This window comes from Mycobacterium sp. GA-2829 (assembly GCF_001499965.1).
Taxonomy (GTDB): Bacteria; Actinomycetota; Actinomycetes; order Mycobacteriales; family Mycobacteriaceae; genus Mycobacterium.
In genome coordinates this window covers 47,633-63,934 of the sequence record NZ_LQIT01000034.1, presented here as the reverse complement: position 1 = coordinate 63,934, position 16,302 = coordinate 47,633, and the positions used below count along the sequence as shown (strand labels likewise).

Sequence of the window (16,302 nt, the reverse complement as noted above, 5' to 3'; positions counted from 1 at the left end):
TTCCTCTTTAGATGCGACAATCATCGGGTGTATCCGGATAGCGATGCGATTTCACACCCGACGGCGGGTCAGCTGGTCGCCGACAACATCCGCCGCAAAATCATACTCGGCGAGTTTCACGACGGGGACTTCCTGCCCAACGAAGCGCAACTCCTCGCCCAATATGGCGTGTCACGACCGGTGTTGCGTGAGGCCATCCGCATCCTGCAGTCCGAGTCGCTGCTGACGATTCGACGCGGAAGCAAAGGCGGCGCCCGCGTCAACGCTCCGCGACCTGAGCCGGTGGCGCGCCAGGCCGGTGGACTGCTGCAGTACGGGCACACCACTGTGTTCGACGTCTTCCGCGCCCGCGCCATCATCGAACCGCCCGCGGTGCGGCTACTCGCTGAGAATGCCACGCAGACAACGATCCAACGGTTACGCGAAGCGTTGGAACTCGAATCGAACACCATCAATGACTCACGCCGGTGGGGCAAGGTGCACGCCGACTTCCACACTCTGGTCGTCGAACTCTCGGGCAGCAATACGCTTGCATTGTTCGCCAACATCATGTCGGAGATCACGACGGCTCATACTCAGGCCGTCTGGCAGCACGCCGGCGATGAGCTGCAGAAGCGCTCTGACAGCGAACTCGCTCACCGAGTGCACCGGAAGCTGGTGCGTCTCGTCGAAGACGGCAAAGCGGCTGACGCCGAACTGCTCTGGAGGCGCCATCTCGAAGAGACCACGGAGAAGATGCTGAAGAATCAGGGGCAGCGAGAACTGCTCGATCTCATCGGCTGACCGCCTATCGACGTTTGAGATAACCTGGTTATACTTTTCTCCAGTCAGGCTGGAGGAGAGGGACATGAACGCAGAGCTGTTGGACGATCTGAGGGCGACCACCCGCGAGGCCCTCACCGCCGCCAACGGCGGGGACATTGTTGATCAACTCGACCTCTCGGGATTACTGGTCGACGATGATCGCGGCGGCCTCGGTATGGGTGAGCTCGAAATGGTGTTGGTCGCCGAGGAGATCGGACGTCGAGCGGCGAAGTCGTCATTTCTGGAGTCAGCGGTACTGGGCGCCACGCTGAGCGGCGTTGTGGTCGAGCCGAACCTGGCCGTGGTGATCGCGGGGCGCGACGGCTCGTGGGCGACTGCATCCAACGACGTCTCGGCGACCTCCACCGAGGACGGTGGCTGGCACGTGCGCGGTACCGCCTGGGCGGTGGCCGCTTCGCCGTCTCCGTCGCGGGTGATCGCGCCGGCGGCCACCGGCGCCGGGGTCGCGCTGTTCGAGGTCGAGGACATCGCGTTCGACGCCGCCGACGAATTCGACCCCGGTAGGGGGTTGATCGAGGTGAGACTCGATGCCGCGGCACGACAGTTGGCCGACCCGGAAGCGACGCACCAGCTGCTCGCCACGGCTCATCGTCGCGCGCTGCTGGCCGTCGGCGCTGAACAATTGGGAGTGGCGCGGGCGTGCCTGGAGATGACGGTCGAGTACGCCAAGACTCGCAGCCAGTTCGGCGCACCGATCGGCTCCTTCCAGGCGATCAAGCATCGTTGCGCCGACGTCCTTCTCGATACCGAACTCGCCGATGCGGTGCTGAAGCAGGCGGTTCACACCGGCACGCTCGTCGATGCTGAACTGGCGTTCGTGGTTTCCACCCGCGCCGCGGTGACAGCGGCGGAATCGTGCATACATATTCACGGTGGCATCGGATTCACGTGGGAACACTCGGCGCATTGGTATCTGCGGCGCGCGCGCAGCAACGCCACCTTGCTCGGTGCGCCAGGAACGCATCGCGCAGTCATCGCCGAGTCGGCCGGACTGAATACGGAGGAATGAACGCATGACCGACGAGTTGACCATCCTTCGCCTCGTGGCGATCAAGGGACGGGTTTCGCCCGACGCCGTGGCAGGCAGCCTGGGCGCCGACCCATCGGAGGTGACGGCCCAGCTCGACGACTTCGCTCAGCGTGAGCTCCTCAAACCCACCCCGATGGGCTACCGGATCACCACGAGCGGACGTGAGCGGTGTACCGAACTCGTTGCCGCCGAACGCGATCAAGCGGACTCCGCCACGGTGAAGGAGATCTACGGCGCTTTCACCGACTACAACGCTGACCTGAAGACGATCATCACGGATTGGCAGACCCGCGGGCCCGATGAGCCGAACGACCATGCCGATGCCGAATACGACGACAGCGTGCTGCAGCGGCTACAAGCGCTGCACGAGAAGGTTCTCCCCTTGCTCGATCGTATTGCCGAGGCCGCGCCACGGCTGAGCCACTACAAGATTCGTCTGGTCAAAGCCGCCGATGCGGTCGCCGCAGGCGATCACGGCTTCGTCTCCAAACCTATTGTCGACAGCTATCACACGGTGTGGTTCGAACTGCACGAAGACCTCATCGGACTCGCTGGTCTGACGCGCGCCGAGGAAGCCGAGGCGGGACGCGGCGCATGAGCGTCGTGCGGGTAGAACGCTCCGGTGGCGTCGCGCGATTGCTCCTTGATTCGCCGGCCAATCGGAACGCGCTCTCGAGGCAGCTGCGCACCGAGCTCTACGAGGGGCTGCGCGAGGCCGCTGCTGATCCGCGTGTCCGGAGCATCGTCCTCGGTCACACCGGTTCCGTGTTCTGCGCCGGTGCCGATCTCAAGGAGAACCGCGCCGCGCCGGCTGACGGAACTCCGACTGTCTCGCAGATAGTCGTCGAGATCTGGCGGTCGCCGAAGCCGGTTGTCGCGGCCCTTGGCGGGGTCGCGCGGGCAGGTGGCCTGGGTCTCGTCGCCGCATGCGATGTTGTGATCGCTAGCAGCGCAATCACTTTCGCGTGCACCGAGGTGCGCATCGGCGTCGTGCCCGCGGTCATCTCGGCGGTCATGCGGCCGCGGATGTCGCCGGCGGCACTGCACCGGCTCTACCTCACGGCCACGCCCGTGTCGGCACAGTGGGCACAGCAAGCGGGTCTGGTGGATGTCGTGGCGGAACCGGATGAGCTCGACGGCGCGGTGCAGCAGATCACCGATGCGTTCGACCTGGCCGCGCCGAATGCCCTGGCGGCCACTAAACGCCTCAGCCGCACCGACGCGGCAATCGCCGCGCTGGAAGCAGAGCTCAGCGATCTCGAACGCGTCTCGGCCGGCTATTTCGCCTCTGAGGAGGGTCGCGAGGGGCTCGCCGCATTCGCTGAGAAGCGTCAACCGAGCTGGGCGGTGGCAAGCGGGTCGCGGTAGCAGCGGGCCGAGAACGCGCCCACGCTACCGCGCACCGTTGCGGTCAGAGTCCGATCAGCTGAGCCAACCGCTCGCGGTGCTGCTGCGGCTCACCGAGCAGGAGTTGACTCGAGCGGGCGCGCTTGAACTACAGGTGCGCGGGCAGCTCCCAGGTGAAACCCATGCCGCCGTGGAATTGGATCATCTGGTGTGCGGTGGAGACGAACGCATCGCTGCAATATGCGGCGGCCAGCGCCGCGGCAGCGGGGACTTCGTCAGTCCCTTCAGCTAGCGCGAAAAGCGCGTAATAGGCGGCGGATCGGGCGGTTTCGACCTCGACGAAGATGTCGGCGGCCATATGCTTGAGCGCCTGGAAGCAACCGATGGGTTGGCCGAATTGCACGCGGGTCTTGAGGTATTCAACCGAGATCTCCAGTGCCGCGTGAGCTCCGCCTACCTGCTCGAGCGCAAGGCCGATGACCGCGTGGTCGAGCGTTCGGGCCACCACTTCTTCGGCCGGAGCGCCGCCGAGCGGCGTCGCCGAGCTGCTGTCGAAGCAGATGTCGGCGAGCTTGCGAGTCTGGTCCAAAGTCGGCACTGCGGTGGCGGTCATCCCGGTGGCGGACCGGTCGACGGTGAACAGTCGCACGCCGTCGGTCGTCGTGGCGGGCACCACGAATAGGTCGGCGACATGTCCATCGAGCACGAGGTCGGCCTTGCCGGTCAACGTCCACGCGTCTCCGTCGAGCGTGGCCTCGACGCAGGTTCCTTCATCCGGCAGTGCGAGGGTGGCAATTGTCGAGCCGTCGGCGATGCCCGGCAGCAGGCGCTGCTTGGCTTCCTCGTCGCCGGATTCCAGGATCGCTGTCGCGGCGAGGACGACAGTCGAGAAAATCGGGGCACACAGCAGAGCGCGGCCCATCTCCTCGATGACGACGCCGAGTTCGACCCAGCTGAAGCCCTGACCGCCGTACTGCTCGGGGATGGCCAGCGCGTGTACGCCGAGTTGGTTCGCCAGCCTGTCCCACACCTTCGGGTCGTAGCCGCGCTCGGTGTCCATCTGCGCGCGGACGTCGGTTTCGGCCGAGTGCTCATCGAGAAAGCGGCGGACGGTGGCGCGTAGTTCGCGCTGTTCTTCGGTGAAGTCCTTGATCATGATGCTCTCCTGATGTCAATGCGTGCCCTGGGCGGTGCCGCCCTTGCGGACGTCGCGGAACGGGACACCCTTGTCGGGCTCGAATCCTCTGGGTAAACCGAGAACTCGCTCGCTGATGATGTTGCGCTGGATCTGATCCGATCCGCCGCCGATTGAATTGATGAACGCGAACATCAGCCCGTGGTCGACGGGGTAGTCCTGTGGGTGGTCGTAGTCGTACACCAGTGACTGCCGGCCCTGCAGTCGGTACTGGAGGTCACCGGCACTGTGCAGGATCCGTGACATGGCGAGTTTCCCGGTGTTTGCCAGCGCGAACGACCCGCGATACGCCTCGAACAGGGCTCTTTGCCCGGTCCAGGTGTTGCTCAGTCGCCACGAAAGGATCTTCGCTATTTCCTGGCGGACAATGGGATCGTTGTCGCGTCCGGCCGCCCGCGCCGCCTCGATGAGATCGGTTGCCGCATCGGTCAGTGTTGCGTCGCCCGAGGACGCCAACGCCTCGCCGCCCATTCCGGCGCGTTCGGCCGCCAGCGCGGTTTGGATGACCTTCCACCCGTCACCCGGGTTACCCAGCATCCGGGACGCCGGCACGCGTACGTCGGTCAGGAAGACCTCGTTGAATTCCGTATCACCCGTAATCTGTTTCATCGGGCGTACCTCGATGCCCGGGGAGTCCATGTCGATGACGAAGAAACTCAACCCGGCGTGCTTGACGACATCCCAGTCGGTGCGGGCGATCAGCAAGGCGAAGTGGGCCTCATGGCCCAGGGTGGTCCAGCTCTTCTGCCCGTTGACCACGTACTCATCACCGTCGGCGTCGGCGCGCGTCTGCAGGCCGGCCAGGTCGGAGCCCGCACCCGGTTCGCTGTAGAGCAGGCAGCCGACCGCCCATTCTTCGCTCAGGAGCTTGGGAAGCAGCTCGTCTCTCATTGCTTGAGACCCGAACGCCTTGAGCGGGTCACCGAGTAGGTGCAACCAAGGGAACGCGCGGAACGAGCGTAGGTCCAGCGCGGCGCCGGGGGCGCCCGCAGTGGCGAACTCGTCAGCGACCGCCTGGGCGTCCGCGCGGGAGAGTCCACGCCCATAGCCGCTGTCGGTGCTCCATGTGGGCACCGCCCAACCGGCCTCGACCAACGCCGTACGCCACTTGCGGTCATCGGTGCCGCGCCAGTGCTCACATATCCACGCGTGCGCCTGCTCGCGAATCGACATGGATGGGTCGGCAGTGGTCATCTGCTCCTCGATTCGCGGTGTCTGAAACGGGGGGATCCGCGTTACGGACGAATCTAGTACCGTATTTCGAGCCGAAGATATACTGAACGAAATTCGTCCGCAAGAGGTGTTGATGCCGAGTCCGGTCAACGTGACAGCCATGGGTCGACCCCGCGACCCTGACGTCGATCAGCGCGCATTGAGCGCAGCCGTCTCGATCTTCGGGGAAGACGGTTGGTCGGGGTTCACGATCGACGCGGTCGCTCGGCGGGCCGGGGTGGGAAAGGCGTCGATCTACCGGCGATGGCCGGACAAGGAGAGGCTGTTGACTGCCGCGCTCGAGGTGCACATGGGGCATCTGGCCGACGTCGACACCGGCTCGTTGCGTGGAGATCTGATCGCGTTGGCACGCCAGCTGCTCGGTCTCTACCTCGGTGACGCCGGCCGAGCCGCACAACGCCTTGCCCACGAGGCGCCGGCAACGCCGGTGCTGTCGGCGCAATATGAGTCGCTACGGCGCTCCCAGTTAGATGCCGCGCGGCGGATCGTCCGCCGCGGAATCTCACGGGGCGAAACTTCGGCCGACACCCCGGTCAATCTGCTACTGGACTGCCTCGCCGGCGGAGTAATGAACCACGTGATGGCCACACCGCCGTCGAAGCGAGGCGTCCTAGCGGCCGCAGCCGACTTCTACGCCACCGGACTGGTCGACTATCTCCTGAGGTGAAGACGTCGAGCGCATCGCCCGCGGTGCAACGCGGGCGATGCAACGCGGGCGATGCGGCTGATCACCGGGACGGAGTGATGACTATCTCCGCACGGCCCACGACACGAACAGTCAGACGTGCAGCGCCGGATCCGTCGGCCACCAGGTCCGCCTGCCGACCGTCGATGTCAACGGTGTATCGCGTATTCGGCTGGAGTCGAGTCACTTCTAGTGCAACGTCATCTGTGGGCGTGAGCTCGGGTGTCCCATGCAGGACGAGCCGGAGGTCGCTTCCCGAGCTGATCGCCTGTGCGACCGTGGCTTGATCGAGCCGGACATGCTTGAGCAGCGGGCCATTGAGCGCGCTCTCGGCCGGCGGGCTTGTGATGAGTCGTTTCCAGTCCCCGCGTCGGGTGAGAAGTGCTTGTGCTGCAAGCGCATTGGCGTAGGTCGATCCCTTCGTAAAGCGGCGCATACCGTAAATTTCGACCGCGTCGTTGTGCGCCAGCATGGCCCGCTCGGCGGCATCGGCGATCTGCGTGTCGCCGAATTCACGGGCAGCCAGCAGGATGATCGCACGCGCGAACAGCCCTGTGCTCCGGTAGTTACCGGCATCCAGGGGGAACGGCTTCGCAAGATACTCCTCGACGCCCCCGGAGTGGATCTTGAGGATCTCGTAACAGGCGATGGCCCAGAGCGTTTGGGCCAGTTGCGGGTAGACCGGTGCGATCCACCCCGCGGCTCGGAAGTACACCAACTCGCCGCCGAACGGTATGGAGACACCCGTGTAGTCGGAGCGGAACGGGATGATGTCCCCGGCAGGACTCATGAGTTCTTCACGCAACCCGCGCAGGAACGGTTGACTCAGCTCACTGAGGTGCTCGGTACCGAACGCGGCGTCGTGGGACGCGACACTGTTGACGCCATAGAAGTTGCATGTCCGAGTACGTCCAATCGGGCTCGCACGCGAACGCCGTTTGCGGCGAACGGCCGAAGTTCCACATCAGAGAGTCGTTGAACGAATGAGTGTCGTGACGGTAGGTCTTCTTCGGGTTGCCGAGGGTGAGCGTGAGTGATCCTGGGGTGACGAACCGGTCGCTACCCGTGTTCGCGTGGAAGGTGCTCAGGCAGATCCCCGACCAACCGGTCAGCATGATGTTCTCGAAGCCCGCCGGATCGTAGTAGGTGCTCAAACGACCCCAAAGTCGTTCCAGCCGCCAGTACTTCCACACCTTGGGTACGGTCAGTTGCTCGATCAGTCTCTCCTGCGCCTCGGAGAGGTAGCCGTGGAAGTTGGGCGTGTAGCGGCGTTGCACCTGCGCGAGCGCGTACTAAACGTGGCTGATCTTATAGCGCAATGCCGACGGCTGGATGGAACTGCTCGATGACGTCGAAACCGTCAAAGCTGTCGACCGGCCGCAGGCCGAGTGCGAGCAGCCAGCGCAGATGGCCGATCTGGGTGTCATCGAGCTCGCGAGGCCCCGTCACCTCCGGCTCGAGCCGACGATCGAGTGCCTGGAGCTCAGCGGGAAGGTAGGCGGCACGCTCGGCGCGCACGCGGCGGGCGCGACGTACAGCGCTGAACCTGCGCAGGACCATCAGCGCCGCGATCACGGCGACGATCGCCAAGGCGGCGAGAAGCGGGCCGTATGGCGACGCCGGTTGCGGGTGCCCGACCGCGATGCCCGCCGCGACGAAGGCCGCTCCCAGCCATATGAAAACAGGTGCAGGTACGTTTCCGGTGGCGAACCACAGCAGGAAGGCCACGGCGAAAAGGACGGTCGTCAGGGCGATGCCGAGCACCGCCCACCATCGCAACACCAAGAACCCGCCGCCCGGCAGCACGACGCCCAGCCCGAGTGCCTGCCAGGGCAGCGCCGATCCGAGAATCGCTGGCAGACCGCCGAGTACGGCAACGGTGACATACAGCGCCAGCGAGCGGCGCAGTCGGTGTGACGCCACCGGACCGTTGAATCGGGTCCGCTGCGGCAATTCGAAAGAGTCATCTCCCGATTCTCGGAGTGCGTTGTCGAGCACGAGACTCATGGCGTACTACCTCCGGTCGAGGTCGGGTGCGTGGCCGGGAACAGGCTGGTTCGAGGAGTGGCGTGGTTCCGAAGGAATCCACGTCGGTGCAGCCACTCGTTCATTCGCGTGAGCAGTGCGGCGATCAAGAGGCAGCAGGCCACGGTGTGTCAACTGCCGGTTCGGCGACCGAGGCGTCGAGCGGCCGCTCGACGCACCCATCCGATGTATGCCGTGAGGCCCTTCTTGAGCATCGGCGAGTACGGCGGGGTGAGTATGCTCGCGAAGCTGAACGGTAGCTTGCTCGTGGTGATGGTGCGTCGGTGGCTGAAAGTGTCGAAACCGGTCTTGCCGTGGTACGCACCTGAGCCGCTGTGGCCTACCCCGCCGAAGGGTGCCGCCATCATGGCGCAGTGCATCGCGAAGTCGTTGACCGTCATGCCACCGCTCTGCGTGCGCCGGCGAAACTCGTCGAGACCGGACTGCTTCGGTCCGTACCAGTAGGCGGCGAGCGGAGACGGTCGGCTGGCGACGTACTCACAGACCTCGTCGATGGAGTTGTACGGCAACACCGTAAGCACGGGCCCGAAGACCTCCTCGCTCGCAATGCGCATGGCGTCGGTAACCCCGGTCAGCACGGTCGGCGGGATACGGCGGGCCGCTTCATCGGCGGGGACGCCCACCTCGTGCGCGGTGGCGCCATGCGCAACGGCGTCGGCAATCAGACCTGTGACGCGGCGGAAGTTCTTGTCGTCGACGATGCTTGTTAATCCGTTCTCGCCACTTCCCGACGCCAGCTCTCGCGCCGTCGCCAGCGCATTCGAGATGAACGCCTCTACCTTGGCCCTTGGAACGAACACGTAATCGGGGCACAGGCATATCTGGCCGCCGTTAGCCAGCCGCGCCGCCATCACTCGACGGGCCATCGCGGGTACGTCGGCATCCGGCGCGATGACGGCCGGGTTCTTGCCTCCGAGTTCCAGAGTGACGGGGACGAGATTCTTGGCCGCCGCAGCGGCCACCAGTGCGCCGACGCCGGGAGAGCCCGTGAAGAAGAGATGGTCGAACGGCAGGGCGCTGAACGCCGCGCCAACGTCGGCGCCTCCTGTGACGACCGTGAGCTCGGTTGCCTCGAAATACTTTTCGACCGCAGCGGCGAAGACTTCAGCCGTGCGGCTCGTGACTTCGGAAAACTTGATCATCACGCGGTTGCCCGCCGCAAATGCCGACGCGGCGGGTTGAACCACGAGACTGATCGGGAAGTTCCACGGTCCGATGATTCCCACGACGCCGAGGGGTTTCTTCTCGACGACCGTCGGTAGCGCGGCGAGTCCCGACAACCTGAGCCGGTCCGGGCGCATCCACACCTCGAGGTTGCGGCGGTTCGCGGCGAGATCGGGCAGTGATCCGACGATGTCGGACAACAGGTTCACCACGTGGGGCCGATTGCCGAAGTCGGCGTTGAGCGCCGCGGAGAACTCGTCGGCGTGCTCGGTGAGCATGAGGGTCAACCGGTCGATCCGATTGCGGCGCACATTGGCCGACGGTGGTCCTTCTTTGAGGAAATCCGCGCGCTGTGCGTCGAGCATCGCCATCAGTTCGGTTGCGGTGTCGTTCGCAAGGGGTGCGTTCGAACTCGCTACATCAGTGGACATCGTGTTCCGTTCTCAGCTGTTGCGAAGGTGTCTGCGCATCGAGACGTTTGAGCATGGGCAGCGCCACAGCGGCGCAGGTGATCAGCATGACGAGCCCGCCCAGGCGCTGATCCAGCGTCGAGGACAGACCGAGGACACCGCTGCCCCCCATGGTCGTCGGTGGCCAGATGAGGGCCGCCAGGCCGAGGACGGCAGCCACCTCCTGACCGACGATCAAGGCGCCCCGGCGCAGTGAATGAGGGGCGCGGCCCACGGTGAGGAGGATGGCGGCCCAGTATGCGGTGCCCACTGCCGCCGTGAGGGGGATGACCGACGCGGGCAAGGCGGTCAGTGATGCGCCGCGGTCATGCACGGCGGGCAGGTGAAGCGTCATCAGAAGTGCCGAGTTTAGGCCGACGGCGATGACCACCACGACGGACCAGAATGTCTGTTTGGCCGAGCTTTTCGGAGTCGCGCGGGGTGGCAGCGCCGCCAGCGCGAGAAGCGGTACGGCAACGAGGAGCGCTTCGAGAACGATCATCGCGCAGAGATGGGACTGCAACGCGATGGTGCGCACCTCGGGTGTCGTGGTGACCGCAGCGAGGCTGATGGCGGCGATGGCGGCGGCCACCCGTGCTCGCGTGACCAATTGCCAGACGAGAACGGTGACAGCGACCGCGGCCAACGCGAGAAATGCTGTAGTCCACGTAACCGGCGGAGAGTGGTGATAGTGCATGCCGGGCATTCCGGCCGCCGAGTGACCCGGTCGGGCTGTCCAAACGAGGATCGCCGCAACCACGATGGCGACGATGACCTCAGCGAGCGCGGCGACCCACACTCCGCGTGACAGCCGTCGCGGGTGTAAGTGCGACGGCGTGCCCACCGCCGGCGTCGACATCATGGATTCTTCACCAGATGAGGTAGGCGATGCTGGGCGACGAGCCGTGATGCGAGCACGGCGAATTTCGAGCCGGTACCTACTAAAGCGTTGTTCTTGCCCGCCGCCAGCGCGTCATAACCGGCACGAGCCACCTGCGCGGGTGATCCGGCCTTGTTCTTTTTGAACATGCTGTGCAACATCGACTTTCCGCCGAACGCGTCGATGCCGCCGGTTTGGGCGAACTTGGTCTGAGTCGCTCCTGGTGTCAGGCAGGTGACGGTGACGCCGAACGGCTTGAGTTCGGCCGCGAGCGCATATGTGAAGGCATTGACGTAGGCCTTGCTGCCGCCGTACGACGCGAACCGCATCGAGGGCACCATGCCCGCCGTCGAGCCGACGTTTAGGATCTTGCCCCGCCTGCGTTGCTTCATCTCACGACCGAACAACATGGACGTCATGGTGAGGGTGACGATGTTCAACTCCAACATGGCGGCCACCCGCTGCGGGGAGAGATCGACGGCGTCACCAAAGCACGCGAAACCGGCGTTGTTGACCAAAACGTCGGGGAAGCAATCGTTGTCGTGGCACCACTGCAGGAGCGCCGCCGCGGCGTGGGGCTTGGCGAGATCCATCTGCAGCGTCTGCAGCCGCGTCGCTGCGAATGCGAAATCGACGGGCAGCTGATCCAGTTCGTCCTGAAGAAGACTCACCGCCAGCACATGCGAGCCGTCTTCCAGGAACAACCGGGTGAACTCCCTACCGATGCCCGAGCCGGCGCCGGTCACGATGACCTTGTTCATGCTTGATCGTGTTCTTTCTGTTGGTACGCCTGCGGAACTCAGCGTGCGGGTGTGAGCGCGGCACGCGTCCGCCGCTGTCCTGGCTGCCGCTCGAGCATGCAATTCCCTTCGCACCGGGTCGAACTGTGACCCACGTCTACCTTAATACCGACGTGCGCCGTCGGCAAATAGCCGGTTCCGGCTAAACTTGAAGGGACGAAAGGACGTCGATGACAGACGACGTAACGGCCCTCTCGGTGAGCGCGACTCCGACCACTCGCCGGTCGAGTCGTAAACCGGGCGCGGGTCGACGACGCGATCCATCTATCGACGATCGGTTAAGACGCGCCGCACGGGCGCTCTACGCGCGCGACGGCTGGGCCGGATTTCACTTCGACGGCGTGGCGAAGGCCGCCGGAGTCAGCAAAGATGCAATCTACCGGCGATACACCGACGCGCAGGCACTGCTTCTGGACGCCTTGGCTGACCAGAGCATTCCGACGCTTGCTGCCGACGAGCCCCCCGAACAGGCACTCATCGCCTTCGCGCACGATCTATTCAGGTACTTCGCGGGTGGCGACGGCTACGCCAATTTGCGGGTGCACGTCGACGGGCCGCAGCATCCGGCGATTCTCCAGCAGTATCGGAACCGCGTCGTCGAACCACAGCTCGCGAAGGCCGTCGAGGTCCTGGAACAGGCGCGTCGAGACGGCCGCATCGATGCGGATGTGTCGCCATCGGCGGTGATCGAGGCCCTCGGCGGTGCCGTCATGATTTGCGCCTTGGCGTCGCCCCCGCTCGGCGCCGTGGAACCCACGGACGCCGCGGTGGCTCGTCAATTGACGGCGTTCGTGCAGCAGATCCTGCACGGCAGGGTCACTGACCCTAGATCTTGAGTAGCGCGCCACCGTCGACCGGCAGCTGCAGACCCGTCACATAACGCGACTCGTCGGAGGCGAGATAGACCACTGCGTTGGCGATGTCCTCGGGTTCCACATAGGGGATGGGCATCGACTGCATGTGCGGGAAGGCCTGTTCCACGTCGGCTCGGGTCGGCAGCTCGAGATCCTTGCGGAACGCCTTGTACATCGGCGCGCTGTGCAGCATGTCGGTGTTGCAATTGGTGGGGTGTACCGCGTTGACGCGGATTCCTTGCGCTGCGAGCTGACGTGCCAACACCACGACGTAGTCGGCGATGAACTGCTTGGCCAACCCGTAACCCGCACCTCCCGGACCGTTGCCGGGATTGCTGACGGCATTCGGCAGCATGGCCGCGACGGATCCGGTGGCGATGATGGAGCCACCCGACGTAACGTACGGCAATGCGACGTGAATCGTGTTGAGCACGCCGATGAGGTCCACATCCACGGCGTCCGCGAACGCAGTCACGGGGTACCCCGCGCCGATGGGACAGATGCCGGCGTTCGCCACCACCACGTCGAGTCCGCCCAAGGTATCGACGGCCGCGGCCACCGCTTCTTGCAGGGCGGGCCGGTCCCGCACGTCGACAACCGCCGGAATCGCCTTGCGGTCGAACTTCTCGACCAGTCGTACCGTTTCCTCGAGGTCTTCAGGGGTGGCCATCGGGTAGCCCACTCCAGGGATGTCGGCGCAGATGTCGATCAGGACGACGTCGGCGCCCTCCTCCGCCAGACGAATCGCATGCGCGCGCCCCTGTCCGCGGGCAGCTCCCGATACCAACGCCTTCTTGCCTGCGACCCGCGCCATTGCACACCTCTCGTCGACTGCACATGCTTACTCGTGATTCCATTAACGTGGTTAGTCCATTGTGCCCACACAGTCGGATGAAGGGAAGAGCCGCATGCCCGGTGTCTTGGACGGGATACGTGTCGTCGAGCTGGCGACTTGGGGATTCATCCCATCCTGCGGCGTTGCGCTGGCAGATTGGGGTGCCCAGGTCATCAAGATCGAACACCCGTCGCATGGTGACCCGATGCGCGGTCTAGTCAGCGCGGCGCTGACTCCGCCTGGCGAGCAACCGGTCAGCTTCATGTTCCAGACCTTCAGTCGCAACAAGTCCAGTGTCGGGATCAACCTCACCATGGACGCGGGACGCGAGGCGCTGTATCGACTCGTCGAGACCGCAGACGTCTTCTTGACCAATTACCTTGCGCCCGTCCGTAAAAAGCTCAAGGTGGACGTCGACGACCTGAAGAAGGTCAACCCGCGCCTGGTCTACGCGCGCGGCAGCGGGCTGGGGCCGAACGGCGACGAGGCCGATACCGGTGGATTCGATCTCGCCTCGTACTGGTCACGAGGGGGAGTGGCGTACGTCAGCACACCAGAAGGTGCCGACTACCCGCCACCGATGCCGGGCGCCGCCTTCGGTGACCTGCAATCGGGGATGTATGCCGCCGGTGGCGTCGCGGCAGCCCTGTTCGCCAGAGAACGGACCGGTGCATCGCAGGTGGTCGACGTCAGCCTGCTCGGGGCGGCGGTGTGGGCCACGGCGCCGCATATCGCCGCTTCCTCGCTGTTCGACATCGATGCCATGCCGCGGGGTGACCACACCTCGGCGCACAATCCGCTCAGCAACACCTACCGGACGTCGGACGGGCGGTTCGTCGCCCTCGTGATGCTGGAGTCCGACCGCTTCTGGGCGCCGCTGATGGAAGTCATCGGTCGCCCCGATCTGGCGAGCGACGAGCGGTTCCTCGACTCGGCCGCCCGCCGCGACAACAGCAGGGCGTGCATCGAAGAGTTGGACGGCATCTTCGCCGCGCGTACGGCAGCCGAGTGGCGGGAGCTCCTCAGTCGTCAGCGCGGCGTATGGGCGATCGTCCAGTCGCCGAGCGAGGCCCGCACCGACCCTCAGGTGGTTGCCAACGACTACGTCACGGCCATGCCGATCGACGAACGCGCGACGGTCACGGTCGCCCGGCCACCTGTGCTGATCAACGCCACGCAGGCGGATCCCGCGCCGGCGCCCCAACTCGGCGCCGACACCGATCAAGTCTTGCTCGATCTCGGCTACAGCTGGGATGACCTCGTGCAGATGAAGATCGACGGCGCCATCACCTGAGAGCTTCCGTTACTTCTGGATACGACCACTTCCCCACATGATCTTCCGGGGAGTGCCCACGTCCTGTTAATGTAACCTGGTTATATAAATTAGCCAGATGCGAGCGGCGATGCCTTGCATGGTGAGGGTGTCTGAATGAACTTGATCGAGACGATGCAGCAGCGGATGCAAGCTGACGGAGACGAACCCTTGTTGTGCTACCGCGGCGCGTGGCGGAGTCAGAAAGCCTTCGGGAAGGCCGCACAGGCGATCGACGCGCTGCTGACCGATCACGGTGTGCGCAGGGGTAGCCCCGTCGGCATCTTCATGCGCAATCGCCCAGGCCTCGTCGCGGCGGTGACCGCGGTGCTCGCCACCGAACGGCCCCTCGTCGTGCTGAATCCCGTAATGCCCGACGAAACTGTTGGGTCCGACGTGACGGCGGTACGGCCTGCGGCAGTTCTGGCTGATGGGGAGGACTGGGCGCGCGAACCGCTTCGCGCCGCCGTCGCGGAATCGGGTGTTCTGGGACTTCGTGTGGACGTCACCACCGGCGACACTCCTGCTGTGGACGTCGTGGTGGAGGCGTCGCCGTCCTTGGAGCCTGCCAACCTCGACGAGGGCGTCGCCATCCTGATGCCGACCAGCGGCACCACTGGACCGCCGAAGCGAATCCCGCTGCGGTACACCGAGATCGAACAGGCTCTCCGCGGCGCACAGGAGCATTACATGTCGGGCAGTGCGCGGGCCGGCAGTGTACGCGGCGGTGGAGTGCAGATCATCTCCTTGCCGTCGACCAACATCAGCGGGCTCTGGGCGATCATCACGGCGCTCAGCGGCGGTGGGCGTGCGCTTCTCCAGGACAAGTTCGAGCCGGTCGCGTGGGCCGATGCGGTGGCGGAGTTCAAACCACGATCGGTCTCGTTGCCGCCTGCTGCGCTGCGCATGGTGCTCGACGCCGCCATCGAACCCGCCAAGCTCGAGAGCCTCAAGGCGGTCTGGGCGGGTGCGGCGCCGACCGGCGCGGACCTGGCCTCGGAGTTCGAGCAGACCTACGGCTGCCCTGTGCTGTTGAGCTACGGCGCTACGGAATTCACCGGTGGTATCACAGGCTGGTCACTCAAAGACTGGCATCAGTGGAAGGACACCAAGCGCGGCAGCGTCGGTCGGACCCATCCGGGCGTCGAGGTCTCGGTAATCGATCCCGTGACCGGCGATCCGCTCGGCTCCGGGGAACACGGAATCCTGCAGGTGCGTTCCGCACAGGCATCTGGCGGCGACGGTCAGTGGGTGCGGACCAACGATCTCGGCAGCGTGGACGACGACGGCTTCGTGTGGATCCATGGGCGCGCAGACGACGTGATCAATCGTGGCGGGTTCAAAATCTTCCCCGCCGAGCTCGAAGACTGCCTCGAATCACACCCGCGCGTTCGCGAGGCGGTGGTCTTCGGCGTGGCCGACGACCGTCTCGGCGAGGTGCCGGTAGCCGTCGTGGTTGCCGCCGGGGATGTCTCGGAAGATGACCTGATCGCGTGGACGCGAATGAAGCTGCCCGCATACAAGGTCCCGGTCCGGGTGCAGATGACGGATGAGATCCCACGCAACTCAGCGATGAAGATCTTGCGCAAACAGGTGCGCGATGATTTCGAAAAGACTTTGTCTGCAACACAATAACCCTAATCTCGC

General features: G+C 64.9%; 16 protein-coding genes and 1 pseudogene. 8 read left to right on the top strand and 9 right to left on the bottom strand.

Features of this window, described 5'->3' with window-relative positions:
- The first annotated feature begins 27 nt into the window (after positions 1–27).
- The 4 genes from AU194_RS19955 to AU194_RS19940 all read left to right on the top strand — a co-directional run bounded on the left by AU194_RS19955 (position 28) and on the right by AU194_RS19940 (position 3,223).
- A complete protein-coding gene (locus tag AU194_RS19955; RefSeq protein ID WP_059090995.1) occupies positions 28–783 on the top strand; it encodes a FadR/GntR family transcriptional regulator in 756 nt (251 codons plus the stop codon).
- Between the two features lie 64 nt (positions 784–847).
- Complete coding sequence (locus AU194_RS19950; protein WP_059090994.1) at positions 848–1,834, top strand: acyl-CoA dehydrogenase family protein; 987 nt, start codon at positions 848–850, stop codon at positions 1,832–1,834.
- A 4-nt stretch (positions 1,835–1,838) separates the two neighbouring features.
- Positions 1,839–2,453 (top strand): hypothetical protein, encoded by a 615-nt coding sequence (locus AU194_RS19945; RefSeq protein WP_059090993.1) that lies wholly within the window; start codon positions 1,839–1,841, stop codon positions 2,451–2,453.
- Positions 2,450–3,223 carry an enoyl-CoA hydratase-related protein gene (locus AU194_RS19940; protein WP_059090992.1) on the top strand — a complete coding sequence of 258 codons (774 nt, stop codon included), beginning with the start codon at positions 2,450–2,452 and terminating at the stop codon, positions 3,221–3,223. Before AU194_RS19945 ends, AU194_RS19940 begins: the two co-directional genes overlap by 4 nt.
- Positions 3,224–3,350: 127 nt before the next feature.
- Here AU194_RS19940 and AU194_RS19935 read toward each other — a convergent pair whose 3' ends face one another.
- Both AU194_RS19935 and AU194_RS19930 read right to left on the bottom strand, forming a co-directional pair.
- Positions 3,351–4,358: an acyl-CoA dehydrogenase family protein gene (locus tag AU194_RS19935; RefSeq protein WP_231743493.1), complete on the bottom strand. Its 1,008-nt coding sequence runs from the start codon at positions 4,356–4,358 to the stop codon at positions 3,351–3,353.
- Positions 4,359–4,373: 15 nt separating this feature from the next.
- Positions 4,374–5,720 carry an acyl-CoA dehydrogenase family protein gene (locus tag AU194_RS19930; RefSeq protein ID WP_231743492.1) on the bottom strand — a complete coding sequence of 449 codons (1,347 nt, stop codon included), beginning with the start codon at positions 5,718–5,720 and terminating at the stop codon, positions 4,374–4,376.
- A gap of 10 nt (positions 5,721–5,730) precedes the next feature.
- On the opposite strand from AU194_RS19930, the gene AU194_RS19925 reads away from it, so the two are divergent.
- Positions 5,731–6,297, top strand: coding sequence for a TetR/AcrR family transcriptional regulator (locus AU194_RS19925; RefSeq protein ID WP_197417680.1), 567 nt, complete (start codon positions 5,731–5,733; stop codon positions 6,295–6,297).
- A gap of 61 nt (positions 6,298–6,358) precedes the next feature.
- Here the strand turns inward: AU194_RS19925 and AU194_RS19920 are convergent, their stop codons facing one another.
- From AU194_RS19920 to AU194_RS19895, 6 genes and pseudogenes are all read right to left on the bottom strand, one after another.
- On the bottom strand, positions 6,359–7,231 hold the full coding sequence (locus tag AU194_RS19920; protein ID WP_197417689.1) for a hypothetical protein: 873 nt from the start codon (positions 7,229–7,231) through the stop codon (positions 6,359–6,361).
- Positions 7,146–7,595: pseudogene (locus tag AU194_RS32885) on the bottom strand (hypothetical protein); the annotation flags it as partial. The pseudogene AU194_RS32885 and the gene AU194_RS19920, both read right to left, overlap by 86 nt.
- A 28-nt stretch (positions 7,596–7,623) precedes the next feature.
- Positions 7,624–8,313 carry a hypothetical protein gene (locus AU194_RS19910; RefSeq protein WP_157576283.1) on the bottom strand — a complete coding sequence of 230 codons (690 nt, stop codon included), beginning with the start codon at positions 8,311–8,313 and terminating at the stop codon, positions 7,624–7,626.
- Positions 8,314–8,471: 158 nt separating this feature from the next.
- Positions 8,472–9,890 carry an aldehyde dehydrogenase family protein gene (locus AU194_RS19905; protein WP_369804178.1) on the bottom strand — a complete coding sequence of 473 codons (1,419 nt, stop codon included), beginning with the start codon at positions 9,888–9,890 and terminating at the stop codon, positions 8,472–8,474.
- 55 nt (positions 9,891–9,945) lie between these two features.
- Entirely contained in the window at positions 9,946–10,836 is an 891-nt protein-coding gene (locus tag AU194_RS19900; RefSeq protein ID WP_157576280.1) for a hypothetical protein, read from the bottom strand.
- A complete protein-coding gene (locus AU194_RS19895; RefSeq protein WP_059090985.1) occupies positions 10,833–11,615 on the bottom strand; it encodes an SDR family oxidoreductase in 783 nt (260 codons plus the stop codon). Before AU194_RS19895 ends, AU194_RS19900 begins: the two co-directional genes overlap by 4 nt.
- Positions 11,616–11,824: 209 nt before the next feature.
- Here AU194_RS19895 and AU194_RS19890 point away from each other — a divergent pair, with 209 nt between their 5' ends.
- Positions 11,825–12,490: a TetR-like C-terminal domain-containing protein gene (locus AU194_RS19890; protein ID WP_082698726.1), complete on the top strand. Its 666-nt coding sequence runs from the start codon at positions 11,825–11,827 to the stop codon at positions 12,488–12,490.
- On the opposite strand, the gene AU194_RS19885 is transcribed toward AU194_RS19890, so the two are convergent.
- A complete protein-coding gene (locus AU194_RS19885) occupies positions 12,480–13,322 on the bottom strand; it encodes a mycofactocin-coupled SDR family oxidoreductase (protein ID WP_059090983.1) in 843 nt (280 codons plus the stop codon). The genes AU194_RS19890 and AU194_RS19885 overlap by 11 nt on opposite strands.
- A gap of 94 nt (positions 13,323–13,416) precedes the next feature.
- On the opposite strand from AU194_RS19885, the gene AU194_RS19880 reads away from it, so the two are divergent.
- Positions 13,417–14,637, top strand: a complete 1,221-nt coding sequence (locus AU194_RS19880) for a CaiB/BaiF CoA-transferase family protein (protein ID WP_059090982.1) — start codon at positions 13,417–13,419, stop codon at positions 14,635–14,637.
- Between the two features lie 135 nt (positions 14,638–14,772).
- Positions 14,773–16,290, top strand: a complete 1,518-nt coding sequence (locus AU194_RS19875) for a class I adenylate-forming enzyme family protein (protein WP_059090981.1) — start codon at positions 14,773–14,775, stop codon at positions 16,288–16,290.
- The last annotated feature ends 12 nt before the right edge of the window (positions 16,291–16,302 follow it).